The following is a 16,479-nucleotide window of genomic DNA, read 5'->3' as shown; positions in this document are numbered from 1 at the left end:
GTGTAACCGCCCGCCTCGAGCCACAGGCGGCTGCCCGCCAGGAAGGCGGTTCGGAGGGTGGCGGCGTCGAGCAGCGCGCGGTCGTGGCTTATCACGACCGCTGCCCCCTCGTAGGCGCGCAGGTAGCGCCCGAGCCACTCCCGAGCGGCGAGGTCGAGGTGGTTGGTGGGCTCGTCGAGCAGTAGGACGTCGGCGCCCTGCGTCAGCGTCAGGGCGAGGCCGAGGCGGCGGCGCTCGCCGGCCGAAAGCTCGGCAACCTCGCGGCCTTGCTCATCGGCGCCGAACCCCAGCGCCGCGAAGACCTCCCGCGCCATCCCCTCGGCCGCGTACCCGCCGAGCCGCTCGAACTCGACCTGCAGCGCCGAGTAGTTCGCCGCCGCCGACTCGCCGGCTGCCAGGCGCTGCTCCTCCAGCCGGAGCCTCGCCTCCAGCTCTCGAGCATGCGCAGTGGCGGCCCTGGCCACCAGTGCCACCGTCTTGGCGGGCAAGCCGACACCGGTTTGCGGAAGGAGCGCGACCCTGACCCCCGGGGCGCGCCGGACGCTACCCTCGGCCGGCTCGAGCCTGCCGGCAACGAGTGCGAGCAGGGTGCTCTTGCCGCTGCCGTTCGCCCCCACGAGCCCTACCCGGTCCCCGAGCGCCAGCGTCAGGCTTACGGCACTGAAGAGCTCGCTGTTGCCCAGCTGGGCGGTCAGGTTGGAGGCGCTCAGCAGCTCCACGTTACCGGCCGGGTGGCGGCGAGGCGCTTGTGATCCACGGGGCCATCTTAGCCGCGCGAGTAGCCGCATGCCTGCCCTCAGGGCGGGCATGCGGCTATGCTCGGGGGGTGAAGCGTTTTACTGGCCGCGACGTCAACCAGGGGTTCGAGTGCGTGGAGTGCGGGGCCCACGTGCCTCCCCTCCAGGGCGGCGGCTACCGCAACCACTGCCCGCGCTGCCTGCACTCGCTGCACGTCGACGTCAACCCGGGCGACCGCGCCAACCCCTGTGGAGGAGTGCTCGAGCCCGTGGCCGTCGAGCGCAGCGCCAAGAAGGGTTGGGTCATCGTCCACCGCTGCCGGTCGTGCGGAGCGATCGGGCGGAACCGGGCGGCATTGGAGGACGCGGCCTTCCCCGATGACTTCGACGTCATAGTTGCCCTGGCCAGCGGCAGCCTCGCACCCTGAACGTCCAATACGGCGGTTGGATAGACTGACCCGACTCGTAGATGGACTGACCCGACTCGGCCAAGGAGCGGAAGATGAACTACGACCACTTGAAGCTGGATGAGCAGGGCGGCGTCTTGCGCGTCGCCCTTGACCGCCCGGACGTCCTCAACGCCCTCAACCTCGAGCTGCTCGAGGAGCTGGCCGACGCCCTGAGCGGGCCCTCGGCGCAAGGGAGCGTCCGGGCCGTGCTCATCACCGGTAACGGGCGCGGCTTCTGCGCCGGGGCCGACCTCGGCTCCACGCCGGTGGACGGCGACATCGGGAAGATGCTCGAGGAGTACTACCACCCGGTCGTCCGGGCCATGGCGGCGCTGCCCAAGCCCGTGGTGGCGGGCGTCAACGGCGTAGCCGCCGGGGCCGGCGTCGCGCTTGCCGCCGCGTGCGACGTGCGCGTGGCCTCGGCCAACGCCACGTTCACCCTCGGCTTCACGGGTATAGGCCTGGCGCTCGACGCGGGCAGCAGCTACTTCCTCGCGCGCCTGATAGGCACGGGACGGGCGTACGAACTGGCCATCAGCAACCGCCGGGTCGACGCCACCGAGGCCCTCGCCATCGGCCTGGTGGAACGAGTGATCAGCCACGAGAGCTACGAGCTCGAGATCATGGCCGTCCTGCAGACCTTCGCGCAGGGCCCGACCCACGCCTACGGCCTCATCAAGGAGGAGCTGCGGGTCGCCATGACGAACTCGCTCGAGGAACAGCTGCTGGTGGAGGCGCGCGCGCAGTCGGCGGCGGCGGCTTCGCGAGACGCCCGCGAGGGCGTGCTCGCCTTCAAGGAGAAGCGCGGCCCACGGTTCGAGGGTCGCTGAATGCCCGTAGCCGACACCATCCTCTACGGTTCCGTGATCACCATGGACCGGTCGCGGCCCCGCGCCTCCGGCGTTGCGCTCGCGGGCGATAGGATCGTCGCAGTTGGCGACATGGAGGAGCTGCACGAGGTGGCGGGTAAGGAAACCCGAGTCGTAGACTTCGGCTCTGCCTGCATCATGCCCGGCTTTCACGACGCGCACGTGCACCTCACCTGGCACGGGCTCGAACTGGCGGACCTCGACCTGCGCCCCGCCGGGAGCCTGGAGGAGGCCTGCGAGCTGTTGCGCGACCGGGCCGCCGCGACCCCGGAAGGCGACTGGCTCACGGCGGCGGGCTTCGCCTTGCAACGGTGGAACCTCGCAACCATCGACCGGCCCGAGGCCGACGCCCTTGAGCGGGCAGCGCTGGGTCGCAAGGTGCTCATCCACAGCCAAGACCACCACTCGGCCTGGGCCAGCCGCGCGGCCCTGGCCGCCGCGGGGATCACGGGCGCCACGCCGACGGCGGAGGGCGCGGTCGTCGTCCTCGCGCGAGACGGTGAGCCCAGCGGCCTCCTGCTGGAGAGCGCCGTGGACATGGTGGCCGACGTCGTTCCCACCCCTGGCCGCGACGACCTGCGCAGGGCGCTGGAGCGTGCCGGCGATCACCTGGCAGCGTTGGGCGTCACCACCGTGCACCACATGGCGGCCGAGGGGCCGGACCTGTGGCGCCAGCTGGCGCTGACCGCCAGCGACGACGCCTATCCGTTGCGAGTGTGGGCCTGCATCCCGCACGCGGATATCGAGGCCGCCGCCGCCATCGGCGTCGCCACCAACCAGGGCGGCCGCAACTTCCGCGTGGGCGGCGCCAAGTTCTTCGCCGACGGTGCGCTCGGCAGCCGCACGGCCTGGATGCTCGAGCCGTACGCCGGGACCACCGATGCGGGCATGGCGATGGACGGCCCCGACGTCTTACGCGAGCGCGTGCCGCTGGCGCTCGAGGCGGGGCTCACTCCCGTGGTCCACGCCATCGGCGACGCGGCCACGCGCGCAGCGTTGGACGCCTTCGAGGCCACTCGCGAGCAGTGGCGGGGGCTCGGCCTACGGCCGCGCCTCGAGCACGCACAGCACATGCACCCGGCCGACGTGGCGAGGGCCGGGCGCCTCGGGGTAGTGGCGTCCATGCAGCCGATACACCTGACGTTCGACATCGCGTCCATCGACAACCTGTTGGCGGACCGGAAGGACCGGGCGTACGCCATCCGGTCGCTGGCGGCGGCGGGGGCGGTCCTCGCGTTCGGTTCCGACACGCCCGTGGCCCCACCCGACGTGTTCGAGGGTCTTCGCGCCGCTTGCCGGCGTTCCGACGGCCACGGGCGTCGCCTCAACGCTTCCGAAGCTCTGTCGCCCGACGCGGCACTGGCCGCCTACACGACGGGCGCCGCCTACGCCATCCAGGCCGAGGGACACTCGGGCATGCTGAAGCCCGGTTTCGACGCCGACATCGTCGTGCTGAACCACGACCCGCTGGTGTCTCTCGACGGCCTCGCCGTCGTAGCCACGATGAAGGGCGGGGCGTTCACCTTCGGACCCGGCTGAGGCCGGGAGGCGAAGCGTCGCCGCGCGCAGTCGTCACCGGAGTCTTGATTCACCGCGGCCTTGATTCACCGCGGCCTTGAGTTACCGCACCCCTAACGGGAGCTCGTGCACGAAGCCGCGAGGCGGCCGGCTGAGCAGGAACTCGACGGCGTCGCAGAACGCCTCGGCCGAGATCCACTTGTCCGGGTCCGCCTTCGGCATCGCTGCCCGGTTACCCGGGGTGTCCAGCGCCCCCTGCGGCAACAGCAGGCCCACGCTCACCCCGTTCCCGGCGACCTGAGCGGCCAGGGAGCGGAAGTAGGCCGCCAGGGCTCCCTTGCCCACCGCGTAGGCGACCGTCTTGGGCGCGGGGTCGATGGCGGCGGCGGCGCCGACCGCAACGATGGCGCCGGCACCCGCGGCCAGCATGTCGGGCAGCACGGCGGCCGCGCTGTAGACCGCGCTCCGCAAGTTGCTGTCCAACGAGCGCTCGAGCGCCACCGCCGCGGCATCTGGTCCGGCGTCCGCTGCCGGCCCGCCCTCGAAGCGACCGGCCAGGTTGACCAAAGCCGTCGGCGCGCCCATCTCGGCCTTGATCTTGGCGAAGCCGGCACTCACCGAGGCCGGGTCGGCGAGGTCGATGCCGAACGTGCGCAGCTCGGCGCCGTCGGCCGCCAGCTCCTCGTAGCGTTGGGTGGTCTCGCGCTCGCCGCCGGGCCTGGACGTCAGGGCAAGCCGCCAACCGTGCGCGGCCAGCCGAGGAACGAGCGAGCCCGCCATGCCACCCGCTGCTGCGGTGACGACGACGAGCCCAGCTGTCACGGGTGCAAAAGTAGTCACGAGTCACCATACGTCCTACGCGGGTTCGGCTCTGTGTTGGCTATACTCGCGCATGCTCGCCTCCGCGTCCACCCAGACCGCAACCGACCAACAGGGTGCAGCCGAGGGCAAGCTGGCACCCCTCCTGGCCGCCGCGCGTGCCGCCTCGCGCTCGCTGCCCCACCTCGACCGCCGTGCGGCGCTCGTCGCGGTGGCCGAGCAGCTGCGCGGAGGCTCGGCGCTGGTGCTCGAGGCCAACGCCGAGGACGTGGCGGCCGAGCGGGAGCGCGGCACAAGTGCGCCGCTGCTGGACCGGCTAACCCTCACGGCCGAGCGCCTGGAGAGCATGGCCGTCGCCGTGCTCCAGGTAGCCGATCTGCCCGACCCCCTCGGCCGCGTGCTGGCTGGCTGGGAGACACCGAACGGCCTGCGCATGCGGCGCGTGAGCGTGCCGTTCGGGGTCATCGGCATGGTGTACGAGTCGCGGCCCAACGTCACCGTCGACGCCGCGGTGCTCGCACTGAAGGCCGGTAGCGCCGCGGTGCTGCGGGGCTCTTCGAACGCGCTGGCCAGTAATCGCGCCCTGGTCTCGCTCATGCGAGCCGCGCTGGAGGCCGCAGGGGCGCCGGCGGACGCCGTCCAGCTCGTCGACTCCAAGGACCGCGCGTTGGTGACCGCTCTGCTGCGCGCCCGTGGGCAGGTCGACCTGGTCATCCCACGGGGCGGTGCGGGCCTCATCCGTCACGTGGTCGATACGGCGCGCGTCCCGGTCATCGAGACGGGCGTCGGCAACTGCCACGTCTACGTGGACGCGGGTGCCGACCTGGCGGCCGCCCTGCCCATCGTCCTCAATTCCAAGGTGCAGCGCCCTGGCGTGTGCAACGCCATGGAAACCCTTCTCGTCAACGAGGACGAGGCGGCGGCCTTCCTGCCCAGCGCGGCGGCGGCGCTGCGGGCGGCTGGCGTTACGCTCTACGGTTGCGAGCGCTCGCGGGAACTCGTCCCCGGAATGCTGCCCGCCACAGACGCCGAGTATGCCGAGGAGTTCTTGGGCCTTAACCTGGCGGTGCGGGTGGTGGCCGACCTCGATGAGGCGTTGGCGCACGTGGCGCGTTACGGCACGCAACACACCGAGGTGATACTCACCTCGGACCTCGCGCGCGCCGAGCGCTTCAGGCGCGAGGTCGACGCGGCGGTGGTGATCGTCAACGCCTCGTCGCGTTTCACGGACGGCTTCGAGTTCGGTTTCGGCGCCGAGATAGGGATCAGCACGCAAAAACTCCACGCTCGCGGGCCTGTCGGGCTCGAGCAGTTGGTCACCTACAAGTACCTGGTGGACGGCGACGGCCAGACGCGCGCCTGACGCCCCGGCAAGGTGGGGCGAAAAGCCCAAGGACCATAGGCAGAAATACCGTCCAGGACGGTAAGTTTCGTTTGACCAGGGGGCTCCCGCGGGGTAGAATCGAGGGGCTTGAGGGCCGCGGAATCGCGGCCACCGGCCCGCGGCTGCTGCCCGGCGCCGGCGGCCGGAGCGGCCCCGGAGGTAAGCCTTGAATCAACACGAGCACCAGGGCAACGGGTACACAGCCGAGAACATCAAGGTCTTACGCGGCCTGGAGGGCGTGCGCAAGCGTCCCGCCATGTACGTCCAGGGCGGCACGGGCATAGACGGCTACCATCAGTTGCTCACCGAGATCATCGACAACGCCATCGACGAGACGCTGGCGGGCTACGCCGACACCGTCGAGGTGACCCTCAACCCCGACGGCTCCGCTTCGGTCGCCGACAACGGCCGCGGTATCCCCGTAGACATCATGGAGCGCGAGGGCCGTCCCGCCATAGAGGTCATCTTCACCGAGCTGCACGCCGGCGGCAAGTTCGACGACGGCGCCTACAAGGTGTCGGGCGGACTTCACGGCGTGGGCAGCTCGGTCGTGAACGCGCTCTCGAACTGGTTCGTGGCCGAGGTCTGGCGCGACGGCAAGCACTACCGCATCGGCTTCGAGAACGGCGCCGTGGTGGAACCACTGCACGTGGTGGGCAAGGCCGCGCGCGGCCAAGAGGGTAGCAAGGTGACCTTCCACCCCGACGCTCACGTCTTCAAGGACGTGGAGGGCTTCGACTACTCGCGCGTTCGCCGCCGCCTGCGCGAGCTCTCGTACCTCACCGGCGGGGTCAAGATCGTCCTTTCCGACCTGCGCGGCGCCACCCCGAAGACCGAGACCTTCCATGAAGAGGGCGGGGTGGGCGCGTACGCCGCGTTCCTCGCCCGCGAGGGCACGGCCCTTTACGACAAGCCGGTCGTGCTCAAGGGCACCGCCAGCGTGCCCACGGAGAGCGGCACCCACGACGTCGAGGTCGACGTAGGGCTCACGCACACTACGGGCTACGGCCAGACGGTCCTCACCTACGCCAACATGATCACCAACCGCGACGGCGGCACTCACCTCACGGGCTTCAAGAGCGCGTACACGCGCGTCCTGAACAACTACGCCAGGAACAAGAACCTGATCAAGAAGGGCGACACCCAACCCACGGGCGACGACTTCCTCGAAGGCATCGCGTGCGTGATATCGGTGAAGCTGCCCGAGCCGCAGTTCGAGTCGCAGGCCAAGGTGAAGCTCCTGAACGCCGAGGCGCAGACGGCCGTGAACAGCGTCGTCTACGAGAAGCTCTCGGACGCCCTCGAGGAGAACCCCAAGACCGCTCGCGCCATCATCGAGAAGGCGGCCCAGGCCGCGCGCGCCCGCGAGGCCGCGCGAAAGGCGCGTGACCTCGTACGCCGCGCCAACCCACTGGACAACGACGACCTGCCGGGCAAGCTGGCCGACTGCCAGTCCTCCGACCCGGCCGTCAGCGAGATCTACATAGTGGAGGGCGATTCGGCCGGCGGCACCGCCAAGCAGGGTCGGGAGCGGCGCTTCCAGGCCATCCTGCCGCTAAGGGGCAAGATCCTCAACGTGGAGAAGGCCAATCTCGCCAAGATCCTGAAGAACGCCGAGATCCGCGCCATGATCGCCGCCATCGGCGCCGGCGTCGAAGGCACCGGCGACGATACGCACTTCAACATCGAAGACGTCCGCTACCACCGGATCATCATCATGACCGACGCCGACGTCGACGGCTCACACATCCGCACGCTGCTGCTCACGTTCTTCTACCGCTACATGCGGCCGCTCATCGACGCGGGCTACTTGTATATCGCCCAGCCACCCCTCTACGGGCTGCGGTTCCCGCGCCAGAAGGAACTGCAGTACGTGTACGACGAGGCCGCGTTGGCCGAACTGCAACGCAAGAACAAGGACCGCAAGTTCGAGATCCAGCGCTTCAAGGGTCTGGGCGAGATGAACGCCGAGCAACTCTGGGAGACCACCATGAACCCGGAGACGCGCATCCTCAAGCGCGTGACCATCGACGACGTCCTGGAAGCCAGCGAGACGTTCGAGATCCTCATGGGCACCGAGGTTCCGCCGCGGCGCGAGTTCATCGAGACACACGCGCACCTCGCGCACCTAGACGTCTGACGTAAGGCGTCTGACGAACGGCGGCGGCTGACGCTCGACGTCGGTCGCGCGGGGCCAGAGGTCGCCCGCGTACCCTCGGTCCCATGGCCGCGAACGCCAGAAGCGCCGACCCCGGAAACGCCAACGCCTTGAGCGCCGACACGAGAAGCACCAGCACCCGAGACACCAACACCAGAAAAGGGCCCGCGCTTTTCGGCGCGGGCCCAATGAGTTTGCGTTCCTCGGTGGCCTACTCGAGGCCCGCCGCCTTCCGCGCGTCGTAAACCTCCGAAGCGGTGAGCATCTTGCCGCGCACCTCGTTGACCTCGTCCGCCGTGTACGGCTGGTAGTCGGCGGGCAAGTCGGCGTCGTTGCCCCAGGCCTTCATGACGTAGTCGAGGACGGCCGCTATCTCGTCGTCCTGCATCTGCAGGTGCGAGGGCATGACGCCGTTGTAGGTGGCGCCGGCCGCGGTGATGGCGCCTTGCATGCCGAAGACGACGATCTCCATGGGCAGCTCGCGGCTCGCCTTGTAGAGCTCGGGGGCAGTCCCGGCCAGGGGCGGGAACGCCCCGGGGATGCCCTGACCCGAGGCCTGATGGCAGGCCGAGCAGGTGCTGACGAAGAGGGCCTCGCCGTCGGGACCGGCCGCGACCTGGGTAGCCTCTCCGCCGGCCGGTGCGCCGGCTGCCTCGGTGGAGGGCGCAGCGGTGCCCGTGGCGGCCGGAGCCGCGCCTGCCGCGGCCGGGGCGGCCGCCCCGAAGAAGCCCGGCTCTTGGACCCCGCGCTCGACGACGAGCTCCATCGCCCGGTTGATGTCGATGCGGGCCTTCCCGCCGCCCAAGTCCTCGTAGCCCGTGATGCTATCCACGGCGGAGTTGAGCTGGGTCTGGAACGCCGTCCCGTCCAGGATCACGAACTTCCCCTGGGGCCTCGAAGTGGCGAGGAAGAAGAGCACCAGGATGGTGAGAGCCATGCCGACGCTGCCCAGCAGCACCGTCAGGCGCACCTGCTTCTCGCTGATCAAGTACCTACGCTCATCAGGCATGATGATCTGCCACCACCTTCACGAGGCGTGGATCGTTCGCCGGCAGCACGTTCCGCGCGGTCAGGGCGCGCGCGTAGACGGCGACCCAGATGCCGCCCAAGCCAACCAGCATCAGCACGTCGAGGACGGTCAGCTGGAAGCCCTGGCGGCCGAAACCCGGCACGATGAACCAGAAGTAGTTGAGCAGCTGCACGATCAACGCCCACACCGCCACCGTCGCGAGGGCGCGCCGCGTGCGCTTGACCCAGCGGGAGAAGAGGATCATGAACGGCGCGAAGAAGCCGAAGAAGAGGATGAACGCCGCCAGGCCCAACCACGTCGGGCTGAAGCGGATGACGTACCAGCTCGCCGTCTCGACGATGTTGTTCGACCACTGGATGATGAGTTGCGACACCTGCAGGTAGGCCCAGAACATGATGACCGCCATCAGCATGTTCCCCAGGTCCTGGAGGCGCTTGGGGGTGAGCAGCCGGTCGACCGTCGGACTCCTGGCCGCGAGGTTGACCATGACCAGGATGACGAGCGCGATGGCCGATACGACCTGACCCGCCATGATGATGCCCGGGTAGACGCCCGAGTACCACGTGGGCGTGACCGACATGGCCCAATCGAAGGCCGCGAACGTCATGGTCAGGATGTAGACGACGATCCACACGCCACCCAGGTTCTTCATCCTGTAGCCGCTGCGTGGCGCGGTGCTTTCGTCCTCATCCTGCCTCTTGCTCAAGTGGCGGTAGAGGTAACTGCCGAGCGAGAAGACCGCGAAGATGATCACGGCCCTCGCGATGAAGAAGCCGACGTTGAGGTACCACCCGGTCTTGTCCGCCACGGTCGGCTCCGACGCCACGTACTCCGCGTGGACCCAGGGGTAGAGGTCGCTCATGCCCAACAGGATCGGCACGAACAGCAGGGCTAGGAGTGGCACGGCGCTGGCGGCCGCCTCCAGCGGCCTCACGATGATGGCGCCCCACGAGCCGCCGGCCAAGTGCACGATGAACAGTAGGGCCAGTGAGCCGAGCGACAGCCCGACCCAGAAGAGGTAACTCACCAGGTACGACTGGAAGAACCCCGCCGCGTGCCCCGTGAAACCGAGGATCACGGCGACCAGGAGCGCCAAGGCGCCGATGACGAGGGCCGTCAATTGGGCCTTCGCGGTATCGATTGGAGGGAGCTTGAGCGAGGTCATGGGTTCGACTCCGTGCTTGCCTTGGTCAGCTCGACGCCCGCCGGTACGTCGGCGATGCTGGCGTTCTGGCTCAGCTGCAGGGCCTTGACGTACGCCGCGATGGCCCAGCGGTCGGCCACGGGCACACGCGCGGCGTAGCTGTACATGCGGCCGAAGCCGTTCGTCATGGCGTTGAAGAAGTAACCGACGGGCGCGTCGAGGAGGCGCTGCGTCGTGGTGAAGTCGGGCGGTTGCGGGAAGCCCTTGAGGACCGTCGCACCCATGCCGTCGGCGTTGTAGTTGTGGCACGGGGAGCAGTAGATGTCGAAACGTTCCTGCCCGCGGAGCATCAGGTCGCTGGTGAGCTCGACAGGCAGCTCGGCCAAGAACCCGCTCGGCCCCATGCCGGTCAGGTAGGCGGGCTCGAGGGCGCCGAACTCACGCGACACCGTGCCGGGGGGGATCGGCCGCATGGCGGAGCCGTCGGCGAAGAACGGCGACGCCTGGAACGCCTTCGCCTTGGGCTGGTCCCACATGGTGCGGCCGCAGCCGCTAAGGAGTAGCGAGCCCAGGACCGCGAACGCCAAGAGCAGGCGTGGACGGGCGAACCCCCTCACTTCTCCACCTCCGAGACGACCATCGGCTCGAGCCCCTCGAGGAACGCGCGCGTGGCGGCGAGGTCGAACTTCGGGTCGCGCGCCTCGACGCACAAGAAGAAGCGGTCGCGCATGGCGTTCTCGAAGCCCGGGGTGTTGAAGATCGAGTGGTACGGGCGCGGGAGGCCGTTGCGGATGATCATGAGGATGCCCGCCGTAAGGCCCGCGAACAAGATGGTGCACTCGTACATGATGACGATCCAGTTGGGCCAGCTGTTGAACGGCTTGCCGCCGATGTTGAGGGCGTAGTAGTTGGTGTTGGCGAACCACTGCATCCAGAACCCGAACAGGCCGCCGCTGATGCCCATGATGAGCACCGCCCAACCGAGGCGCGTGGGTTTCATGCCCAGGTCGAGGTCGAGGTCGTCGACGGGGAAGGGAGTGTAGGCGTCGATCTTGGTATAGCCGGCGTCGCGGACGCGCGCCGCCGCGGCCTTGATGGCCTCCGGACTGTCGAATTGCGCCACCAGGCCGTACAGGTTGGGCGCAGCCGCTTTGCGGCCGAGTGTAACGCTGCTCATGCCGGCTCCTCGGCGTGGAAGTACTCCATGCGCGCGCGCTCGAAGACGTCGCTGCCATGGTGTTGGTCGTGGTGGGCGGTCTCCTTGGTCTCGGCGGTTGCTATCGACGGCAACAAGCGGATGAAGAGGAAGAACAGGGTAGAGAACAGACCCAGGCTACCGATGAACAAGGACCAGTCCCAGAAGGTGGAGATGTAGTCGGCCCACGAGGAGAGCAGGAAGTCCTTGGTCAGTGACACGACGAAGATCACGAAGCGCTCGAGCCACATGCCCACGCTGACGATGATAGCGATGAGGAAGAGCGCCCACGGACTCTGCCGGACCCGACGGAACCAGATCGGTTGGATGGCCACGAAGTTGCAGAAGATGAGCGCCCAGAAGAAGATGGCGTGATCGCCGAAGATGCGGTTCCAGCTCATGTACTTCTCGAACTCGACGCCCGAGTAGAAGGAGCTGAAGATCTCGATGAAGTAGCCGTACACGACTATCATGCCGGTCGTCAGCATGAGCTTGGCGGCGTTGTCGAGGTGGCGCAGGGTGATCAGGTGCTCGAGCTTGAACGCCTTCCTGAGCGGCACCGCCAGGATCAGCACCATCGCGAAGCCCGCGAACACCGCGCCGGCGACGAAGTAGGGCGGCATGATCGTGTTGTTCCAGCCGGGCAGCTGCGCCACGGCGAAGTCCATCGCGATCGTGCTGTGAACGCTGAGCACGAGCGGGAAGCTCAGGGCGGCCAGCAGGAGGTAAGCGCGCTGGTAGCGCTGCCAGGCCTTGGTGGAGCCGTTCCAACCGAGGCTGAGCACGCCGTACAGGAGCTGTTGGAACTTGGTCTTGGAGCGATCGCGCAGCGTCGCGAGGTCGGGGATCAGGCCGATGAACCAGAACACCACCGAGATGGTGAAGTAGGTGCCGATCGCGAAGAAGTCCCAGTCGAGCGGGCTGCGGAACTGTGGCCACAGGCCCATGGTGTTCGGGTAGGGCACGAGCCAGTAGAAGACCCAAGGGCGGCCCAGGTGCAAGATGGGGTAGAGCCCGGCGCACACGACCGCGAAGATCGTCATGGCCTCGGCGAAGCGGTTGACCGTCGTCCGCCAGGGCTGGCGGAAGAGGAGCAGCGCCGCCGAGATCAGGGTCCCGGCGTGGCCGATGCCGATCCACCACACGAAGTTGATGATGGGCATGCCCCACGCGACCGGGATGTTGTTGCCGAAGATCCCGATGCCCGTGGTGATGAGCTTGACGACCGACACCAGGTACATGACGAGGACGGCGGACGAGATGCCGAACCCTATCCACCACCAGGTGGGCGTCCTTTCGACCGTGCCCAGGACGGGGGAGAGTACTGCGTCGTCGATGCCGCCGTAGGTCTCACCCGGCCGGATGACGCGGTTCGTCTCGCGGAATGGCGCCTTGGGCTTGCCGGCGGTTACTGCCATCAACGGCTCCCTTCGGCATCGGCCAACGCCGGGTTGGGGTTCTTGACCTTGGCCAGGTACGTGGTGCGCGGGAACGTCTGGAGCTCTTCGAGCATCCAGTAGTTGAGCGGCGAGGACTTGACGGCAGCCACGCGCGACTCCGGGTCGTTGAGGTCACCGAAGACGATGGCCTGGGTGGGGCAGGCGGCCTGGCAGGCGGTGACGACCTCGCCGTCCCTGATCTTCCTGTCCTCGTTGGAGGCGTCGATGCGCGCGCTCGCGATGCGTTGCGTGCAGTACGTGCACTTCTCCATGACCCCGCGCGAGCGGACGGTGACGTCGGGGTTGTTGGCGAGCGAGATCTCGGTGGCGTCCGTGGCCAGCTCGGCGTACTGGAGCCAGTTGAAGCGGCGCACCTTGTAGGGGCAGTTGTTGGAGCAGTAGCGGGTGCCGACGCAACGGTTGTAGACCATCACGTTGAGGCCCTCCGAGTCGTGGACCGTGGCGCCGACCGGACAGACGGGCTCGCACGGGGCCTTCTCGCACTGCTGGCAGGGCATGGGCTGGTGGTAGAACTCGGGCTCGTCCATGCTGCCGGAGTAGTAGTTGTCGATCCGGATCCAGTGCATCTCGCGGCCGACTTCCACCTGCTTCTTGCCGACGATCGGGATGTTGTTCTCCGACTGACAGGCGACGACGCAGGCGTTGCAGCCGGTGCAGACCGTCTGGTCGATGACCATGCCCCACTTGTAGCCCTTGTACTCGTAGTCGGGGTAGAGGTCCGCCGATTCGTGCGCCACGGGGTGCACGAAGCCCGGGTGGTTTGGCGCGGAGCGGAACTCGTTCAGGGTGCCCGCGCGCACGATGTGCCGGCGTTCGCCCGTGCCCTCCAGGCTGTGGTGCATCTGCGTGCTGGCCATCTTGTACTGCGCGCCGGTCTTGCTGACGGTCACGGCAGGGGCGCCCTGGACGGTGTGATCGACGAGGCTGTAGGCGTCGACGCCCACGCCCGTTCCGACCTTGCCGGCCTTGGTGCGGCCGTATCCGAGCGAGAGCGTCAGCGCGCCCGCTGCCTGACCCGGCTGCACCCAGACGGGCGCCTCCAGGTCGCGACCGTTGCTCGTGAGCTTGACCACGTCGCCGCTCTTGAGCTCGAGCTCCTCGGCGGTGGCGGGGGCTATGAGCGCCGCGTTGTCCCAGGTGAGGTTGCTGAACGCCTTGGGAAGCTCCTGCAGCCAGCCGTTGTTGGCGAAGCGGCCGTCTAGGAGCGAGGCGTCGAGCACCAGGCTGAGTTCGGTGTCTGCTCCGGTGGGGAGCGCGGCGGTCACCGCCGCCGCGGTGACGTTCACCACGGGGGAGGCGCTTCCCGCCACCGTGCCGCGGTAGACGGTCTCGCGCCAGAAGTCGTCGAACGAGCCGGTGACGTTCGCCTTCCAGTAGGCGCGCACCAGGTCGTAGCTGGTCGACTTGGCGTCACCCAGGATGACGGCCAGGAGCTCGTGGGCGCTCTTGCCGTTGTAGAAGGGCAGGATGAGCGGTTGCATGATGGTCACGGTGCCGTCGAAAGCGCGGGCGTCGCTCCAGGCCTCGAGGAAGTGGGTCTGGGGCAGAGCCCATTCGACGGCCGCCGAGGTCTCGTCCGGGTAGAGCCCCAAGTGCGCGGTGAACGGCGCCTTCTTCAGGGCCGCCGCGAAGTCCAGGCTGGCGGGCGCCGTGTAGACGGGGTTGGCGTCGACGATCACGAGCGCCTTGATGTTGCCGTCGTTCAGGTCGGCCACCAGGCCGGCCAGCTCGTCGCGGTGGATGGCCGGGCGAGCGTCCGCGGGCGCCACGTAACTCACGGTCTGGCCGACGTTCCCGAGCGCCTCGTTCATAGCGTGAGCGAGCGCATGGACCACGGGTGGCTGGTTCTCGCCGGCGATGACGAGGCTCTTGCCCTTGTTGGCGTTCAGGTCCGCCACCAGGGCGTCGAAGAGCTCCTTGGATACGCCGGCGGGCAGTTGCGCCTGCGGGGCGGATGCGCCCACGGCTGCCGCCAGGGCCGCGGAGAAGGCGGCGACGTCGCTCGGCTTGAGCGCCACCCGGTGGTCGGCCAGCGAGGCCGAGGTCGTGGGGGTCGTCTCGAACTGGTACAGGCGGTTCATGCTGTCCGTCGAACGGTGGATGCGGCGCGCGTCGGCGAAGCCGCGCGCGTGTGCCAGGCGGCCGGGGCCGGAGTTCATGAAGTCGGCGTCGAGCCCCACGACCACTGTCGCCTTGCTGAAGTCGAGGACCGGCGTGACGTCTTGCCCGAACGCCAGCCGGGCTCCCGCCACCGCGTTATCTGGGTGGAGCGGGTCGTACTGGTACCAGCGTGCCGCGGGGTACTTGGCCTGCAACGCCGCGATCTGCGAGGCCAGCGTGGGCGAGGTGACGTTCTCGGTCAGGAGCGCGAATCCCTCGCCGTTCGGCAGTTGTGACAGCGCCCCCGTGACGGCGGCCGAGAAGTCCTCCCAGGTGCTCGCCACCCCGCCGCGGGTGAACTCCTGCGACCGGTCGGGGTCGTAGAGCGAGAGGACCTGCGCCTGAGTGACGGCGGCGGTGGCGCCGAGGCTGGCGGGGTGGTCGGGGTTGCCCTCCAGCTTGGTCGGGCGGCCCTGATGGCTCTCGGCCAACACGCCCTCCGCGTAGCCGCCGTAGGTGACGGCGGTGGCGAAGAACAGCGGCCTGCCGGGCGTGATCTGTTCGGGTTGCTTGACGTAGGGGACGATCTTCTCGTGTGCCAGGGGCGGCCGGGCGCAGGCGCTCAGGCCTGCCAGCGCCATGCTGGCTCCCAGCAGCTTGAGGAAGTCGCGGCGCTCGAGGCTGTTCTCCATGGGCGCGGCCTGGCGCGGGAACTCGCGCTGTAAGAAGAGCTGGAACTCTTCGGTGTCCGCCAGTTGGTCCAGGCTGCGCCAGTAGGCGGGGCCCTCCTGGTTGGCGAGCTTGGCGCGGATCTTGCTGAAGTCCATCTGGGAATCGCTCATCGGTGGCACGTCGAGCACTGAATGAGCTTGTCGGTGTCGATGTGGTACGCCTCCACCAGGGTGGCGCCCAGGGCGAGCTGAGAGTTGGGTTCGGGCAAAGGCTGATAGGCCATGTTGAAGACCTCGCTCACGGGCCGCAGCGCCTTGGCGGGGTTGCGGTGGCACTCGAGGCACCAACCCATCGTCATGGGCTGGTTCTTCCAGATCTGGGTCATCTCGTCGATGCGACCGTGGCAGCTGCTGCAGCCGACGCCGTTGTTCACGTGCGCGCTGTGGTTGAAATAGACGAAATCGGGAAGCTCGTGGACGCGGTTCCACTGCAGCGGAACCTGGGCGTTCCAGGAATCCACGACGGCCTGCGTCTGTGGCGTGCCCACGCGCAACTGCGAGTGGCAGGTCATGCAGGTCTCGGTGGGGGGGACGGAGGCGGTGTTGGAGGTCTCGACGGTGGTGTGGCAGTAGCGGCAGTCGAGGCCTACTTGCACCACGTGGAGGTTGTGCGGGTAGTCCACGGGCTGCGCCACGGGCACGCCGACGTTGTTGTTGGTGACGCGGGCGTAGAAGGGCATAGCGATCAGCAAGAGAACGACGAAGACGCCGCCACCCCACACTGCCCAGGTCACGAAGGCGTTCGAGTTGGGTGGGAAGTACTGCGGCATCAGGCGGACACCTCGAAGCTCTCCTTATGTCTGTGCACGCGTGGGGGGACGCTGAGCGGCCTCATCGCGCGGGTTTGCGCGGGCCGACTGGGTTCGACGCTCATGATGCTGGGAT

14 protein-coding genes are annotated in these 16,479 nt (G+C 68.3%); 5 read left to right on the top strand and 9 right to left on the bottom strand.

Annotated elements, in window-relative coordinates; all coding sequences use genetic code 11:
• A partial coding sequence (locus tag ROY82_07905) for an ATP-binding cassette domain-containing protein (GenBank protein MDT3682382.1) occupies positions 1-809 on the bottom strand: 809 nt, incomplete at its 3' end.
• Between the two features lie 17 nt (positions 810-826).
• On the opposite strand from ROY82_07905, the gene ROY82_07900 reads away from it, so the two are divergent.
• From ROY82_07900 to ROY82_07890, 3 genes are all read left to right on the top strand, one after another.
• Positions 827-1,165 (top strand): RNHCP domain-containing protein, encoded by a 339-nt coding sequence (locus tag ROY82_07900; protein MDT3682381.1) that lies wholly within the window; start codon positions 827-829, stop codon positions 1,163-1,165.
• A 74-nt stretch (positions 1,166-1,239) separates the two neighbouring features.
• Entirely contained in the window at positions 1,240-2,016 is a 777-nt protein-coding gene (locus ROY82_07895) for an enoyl-CoA hydratase-related protein (GenBank protein MDT3682380.1), read from the top strand.
• Positions 2,017-3,594, top strand: coding sequence for an amidohydrolase (locus ROY82_07890; GenBank protein ID MDT3682379.1), 1,578 nt, complete (start codon positions 2,017-2,019; stop codon positions 3,592-3,594).
• 81 nt (positions 3,595-3,675) lie between these two features.
• Here ROY82_07890 and ROY82_07885 read toward each other — a convergent pair whose 3' ends face one another.
• Positions 3,676-4,413, bottom strand: a complete 738-nt coding sequence (locus ROY82_07885) for an SDR family oxidoreductase (GenBank protein ID MDT3682378.1) — start codon at positions 4,411-4,413, stop codon at positions 3,676-3,678.
• Positions 4,414-4,465: 52 nt separating this feature from the next.
• On the opposite strand from ROY82_07885, the gene ROY82_07880 reads away from it, so the two are divergent.
• Positions 4,466-5,755, top strand: coding sequence for a glutamate-5-semialdehyde dehydrogenase (locus ROY82_07880; GenBank protein MDT3682377.1), 1,290 nt, complete (start codon positions 4,466-4,468; stop codon positions 5,753-5,755).
• Between the two features lie 187 nt (positions 5,756-5,942).
• Positions 5,943-7,916 carry a DNA topoisomerase subunit B gene (locus ROY82_07875; GenBank protein ID MDT3682376.1) on the top strand — a complete coding sequence of 658 codons (1,974 nt, stop codon included), beginning with the start codon at positions 5,943-5,945 and terminating at the stop codon, positions 7,914-7,916.
• A 229-nt stretch (positions 7,917-8,145) separates the two neighbouring features.
• Here the strand turns inward: ROY82_07875 and ROY82_07870 are convergent, their stop codons facing one another.
• From ROY82_07870 to ROY82_07840, 7 genes are read right to left on the bottom strand one after another with little or no spacing between them, the layout of a single operon-like run.
• The gene (locus tag ROY82_07870) at positions 8,146-8,943 is read right to left on the bottom strand and encodes a cytochrome c (GenBank protein ID MDT3682375.1); all 798 of its coding nucleotides are present in this window, start codon (positions 8,941-8,943) and stop codon (positions 8,146-8,148) included.
• Positions 8,936-10,129, bottom strand: a complete 1,194-nt coding sequence (locus tag ROY82_07865) for a hypothetical protein (protein MDT3682374.1) — start codon at positions 10,127-10,129, stop codon at positions 8,936-8,938. Before ROY82_07865 ends, ROY82_07870 begins: the two co-directional genes overlap by 8 nt.
• Positions 10,126-10,725: a cytochrome c gene (locus ROY82_07860; GenBank protein MDT3682373.1), complete on the bottom strand. Its 600-nt coding sequence runs from the start codon at positions 10,723-10,725 to the stop codon at positions 10,126-10,128. Before ROY82_07860 ends, ROY82_07865 begins: the two co-directional genes overlap by 4 nt.
• Positions 10,722-11,285: a DUF3341 domain-containing protein gene (locus ROY82_07855; GenBank protein ID MDT3682372.1), complete on the bottom strand. Its 564-nt coding sequence runs from the start codon at positions 11,283-11,285 to the stop codon at positions 10,722-10,724. The genes ROY82_07860 and ROY82_07855 overlap by 4 nt, the downstream gene beginning before the upstream one ends.
• On the bottom strand, positions 11,282-12,721 hold the full coding sequence (gene nrfD, locus ROY82_07850; protein ID MDT3682371.1) for an NrfD/PsrC family molybdoenzyme membrane anchor subunit: 1,440 nt from the start codon (positions 12,719-12,721) through the stop codon (positions 11,282-11,284). Before nrfD ends, ROY82_07855 begins: the two co-directional genes overlap by 4 nt.
• Positions 12,721-15,705: a TAT-variant-translocated molybdopterin oxidoreductase gene (locus ROY82_07845; GenBank protein ID MDT3682370.1), complete on the bottom strand. Its 2,985-nt coding sequence runs from the start codon at positions 15,703-15,705 to the stop codon at positions 12,721-12,723. The genes nrfD and ROY82_07845 overlap by 1 nt, the downstream gene beginning before the upstream one ends.
• Positions 15,702-16,364 carry a cytochrome c3 family protein gene (locus ROY82_07840; GenBank protein ID MDT3682369.1) on the bottom strand — a complete coding sequence of 221 codons (663 nt, stop codon included), beginning with the start codon at positions 16,362-16,364 and terminating at the stop codon, positions 15,702-15,704. Before ROY82_07840 ends, ROY82_07845 begins: the two co-directional genes overlap by 4 nt.
• Positions 16,365-16,479 lie beyond the last annotated feature (115 nt).

Origin of the sequence: Truepera sp. (assembly GCA_032027045.1) — a bacterium.
Taxonomy (GTDB): domain Bacteria; phylum Deinococcota; class Deinococci; order Deinococcales; family Trueperaceae; genus JAAYYF01.
This window is presented reverse-complemented; position numbering and strand designations above follow the sequence as displayed.